4 protein-coding genes are annotated in these 3,615 nt (G+C 46.3%); all 4 read right to left on the bottom strand.

All coding sequences use genetic code 11. From position 1 onward, the window contains the following. Nucleotides 1–200 precede the first annotated feature (200 nt). Complete coding sequence (cmk, locus tag B7Y67_RS13050) at nucleotides 201–863, bottom strand: (d)CMP kinase (RefSeq protein ID WP_293599022.1); 663 nt, start codon at nucleotides 861–863, stop codon at nucleotides 201–203. Between the two features lie 12 nt (nucleotides 864–875). Next, nucleotides 876–2,195, bottom strand: a complete 1,320-nt coding sequence (gene aroA, locus B7Y67_RS13045; protein WP_293599023.1) for a 3-phosphoshikimate 1-carboxyvinyltransferase — start codon at nucleotides 2,193–2,195, stop codon at nucleotides 876–878. A gap of 8 nt (nucleotides 2,196–2,203) precedes the next feature. Then, nucleotides 2,204–3,085 (bottom strand): prephenate dehydrogenase/arogenate dehydrogenase family protein, encoded by an 882-nt coding sequence (locus tag B7Y67_RS13040; protein WP_293599021.1) that lies wholly within the window; start codon nucleotides 3,083–3,085, stop codon nucleotides 2,204–2,206. A 35-nt stretch (nucleotides 3,086–3,120) separates the two neighbouring features. After that, nucleotides 3,121–3,615 (bottom strand): aminotransferase class I/II-fold pyridoxal phosphate-dependent enzyme (locus B7Y67_RS13035; RefSeq protein WP_293599020.1); only part of this gene is annotated, 495 nt, incomplete at its 5' end.

Here is a 3,615-nt window from a genome sequence, read left to right as displayed (position 1 = left end):
CTTCATATTCGATCGGGTTAATGATTCTTCAAATAGTTCTGCAAATGATTCAGACATTTATATATTCACTTTGTGCCGCCAGAAGGCCTGACGGGTTAGGTTAAAAAAGCCCCAAGAAACACGCTAAATTAGAAAATCGCGTTGTAGAGTTCCTTAAGACGCCAAAACAACTTCTACTACTGTTTACTGCCCACCAAAAACTAAGCTATTTTCGATTGATACCAATCTAAAACCGTCTTAACCGCTTGATCTATCGATAATTCCGATGTTTCTAGCACCTTGGCTCCGTCTGCAACTAACAAAGGTGCAGCACCTCGACTACTGTCTCTGGCATCGCGCGCTTGTAAATCCTGCAGCAAGTCGTCTAGTTTAGCAGAAATTCCCTTAGCTATCAATTGCTTATACCGACGTTCAGCTCTGGCTTCAGCGGTTGCAGTGAGAAAAACCTTCAAAACTGCATCGGGAAATATGACGCTTGCCATGTCACGGCCATCGGCCACTAGACCTGGAGAAGTCCTAAAACCATGCTGAACCCCAACCAAGGCCTGCCTAACCTCTGGATGCACTGCAATTGCAGATGCACGCAATCCAATCTCCTCAGTACGAATAGCATCAGTGACATCTTCAGAATTGAGCAGAATTTGGCCATTTTTGAAGGAAATCACCAGTTTTTTAGCCAAAATACCCAGTTCTAGGCCATTTTTGGTATCAATCGATGCTTTTTGACTTCCCAGGGCAACCAGTCGATACAAGGCCCCGCTATCCAAATAATGAAAGCCCAACTTTTCTGCCACCATGGAGGCAACCGTTCCCTTGCCAGAGGCGGTAGGTCCATCAATCGCGATAACTGGAGGCAAGTTCATTAAAAGCAAGCTTTAGGAAACGACCTTTGCAAACTCAGCAAAGTAGGTGGGGAATGTTTTAGCAACACAATTAGGATCATTAATCTGTAGCGCATTAGGGCCAAAAGCGGCCAGTGAGAAACACATCGCCATGCGGTGATCATCATAAGTATCAATGCCCTCCGCAGGAGACTTCCAGTCAGTGGGTGACTGAGGGGCTTGCACCACGATGTAGTCAGTACCCTCCTCAACGATAGCACCCACTTTTTTCAACTCTTTCGCCATCGCTGCAATGCGATCGGTTTCTTTCACGCGCCAACTGGCAATATTGTTTAAGCGTGTTGGGCCTTCAGCAAACAGTGCAGCAACAGCGAGCGTCATCGCCGCATCTGGAATTTCCGTGCAATCAATGGTGATCCCGTTGAGCTTGCCATTCGCATTTTTCACGCCAGCGACTTCAATCCAATCTTCACCAGAAGAAATCTTGGCGCCCATTAATGCGAGTGCATCAGCAAAAGCAACATCGCCTTGAATACTCTCGCTACCCACACCTAAGACGCGTACCGGTCCACCACCAATGGCGCCAAGCGCCAAGAAGTAAGAAGCGGATGATGCATCACCCTCAACCGATAAAGTGCCAGGGCTTTGATAGACCGCCTCAGAAGTCTTAGCAGGGATTACAAATGACTGCGCATCCGGACAATCCACTTTGACGCCAAAGCGTGCCATGAGCTTGAGTGTTATGTCGATATAAGGGCGAGAAATCAATTCACCAATCACTTCAATCCTAACGGGCTCTTTTGCCACCAAAGGCAAAGCCATCAACAAGGCTGTCAAGAATTGACTAGAGACATCACCGCGCACCTTGACAACATCCTTGATCTCAATATCCGCAGCAAGAATCTTGATCGGTGGATAGCCTTCTTGTAATTCGTAATCAATCTTTGCTCCAACTTGTCGCAATCCATCCACTAGATCCCGAATAGGACGTTCATGCATCCTTGGAACGCCAGATAAACGATAGTTGCCACCTTGCATTGCAAGGGCTGCTGTGAGCGGACGAATCGCTGTACCCGCATTACCCATAAAAAGATCTGCGTTTTGTATCGGGAACTTGCCACCGCAACCCTCGACCACGCAGACTTTGTCGGCATGATCGATTACCGATAGGCCTAATTGGCGAAGCGCATTACGCATCACTTGCGTATCGTCAGCATCTAGTAAATTTTTAAGAGTTGTCGTACCTTTAGAAAGCGATGCCAATAACAAGGCGCGATTCGAAATACTCTTAGAGCCTGGCAACACAATCGAGCCTTGAGCTCGCTTAAATGGACCAATCTGGATATCAGGCAAACCACTCATCAAAGTACATCCAAATCTTGACGTGCTTTACTTGCTTTATTAAATAATTTCTCTAAACCAGCACCATCATTTTCAGAAATCAACTTACGCATGTGATTGACGATGAGTAGATATTGATCAAGCTCTTTCAGAACGGCTGTGCGATTACCCAAACAAATGTCGCGCCACATTTCCGGACTTGAAGCGGCAATGCGTGTGAAATCTTTAAAGCCTGCACCAACATGACTTAGCTTTTGATCAGCATCTTCTGAATTAACCACACTGGCCATTAATGCATAAGACAGAATATGTGGCAGATGAGAAACCGCTGCATAGATCGCATCATGCTGTACACAAGAAATCTTTTTGACAACAGAGCCAACTGATTGCCAAAGGCCTTCTATTAAATCCGTATCTTGAGGAGAATTTTCTTGTAGCGGGCAAAGAATCGTTTGTTTACCCACAAATAAATCAGCTTTAGCAGCGCTCGCACCATGTTGCGCGCCCCCAGCAATAGGGTGTGCAGGAACAAATTGGCAAGCCTTCTTACCCAATACTTCCTTAGCAGCCAAAATCACATCGCCTTTAGTGCTGCCAGCATCTGTCAACATAGTCCGAGGCTCTAAGTGCGGCTCGATAACTTCAAAAGCAGCACGCATCTGTGCCACAGGTACACACAAGACAATCACATCAGATTGTTTTGTGGCTTCAACCAAATCAACTATTGCATCAATCGCGCCCATCTTGAGGGCTTGATCTAGATTCTGCGCACTGCGTCCAACACCCAAAACCTGATTAACGACGCCCGCCTTTTTAAGAGCCAAACCAAGGGATGCTCCAATCAAGCCAACACCAACAATGGTGACAGTACCGTAATTACTAGATGGATTAATGATGGCCATTGGCTAATTCAGCTTATGTATTTTTTATTGAATAACTACTTCGCCAAAATATCTTTGAGTGCAGTGATAAAGGCGGCATTTTCTTCGGGCAAGCCGATAGAAATACGCAACCATTGCGGCAAGCCGTAATTTCCGACTGGGCGAACAATGATGCCGCGCTTCAGCAACTCCAGATTAATGCGAGTGCCAGCGCCATCATCCTCACCCACTTTGACCAACACAAAATTGCCAGCCGATGGGAGATAAGTCAGGCCAAGTGCATCAAATGCCTGGGTTAACTGAGCAAAGCCAGCACGATTGAGTTCAAAGCCTTGCTGCAAGAAAGTAGAATCCTGAAATGCAGCTATTGCTGCAGCTTGTGCAAGGCTATTCACATTAAATGGCTGACGAATGCGATTCAGTAAATCGGTCAAAGCGGGCTGGGCAACGCCATAACCAATACGTAAGCCTGCTAAACCATATGCCTTAGAAAAGCTACGAGACAAAATCATATTGGGGAAACGTTTCACCCAAGCAATTGCGTCATAGCG

This window comes from Polynucleobacter sp. 35-46-11, assembly GCF_002281105.1.
Note: the sequence above shows the minus strand (reverse complement) of the source record. Positions and strands in the feature narration are given on the sequence as shown.

Excerpts from the sequence above, each read along its gene's own strand:
- B7Y67_RS13040 (WP_293599021.1), bottom strand. The coding sequence starts at position 3,085 with ATGGCCATCATTAATCCATCTAGTAATTACGGTACTGTCACCATTGTT.
- cmk (WP_293599022.1), bottom strand. The coding sequence starts at position 863 with ATGAACTTGCCTCCAGTTATCGCGATTGATGGACCTACCGCCTCTGGC.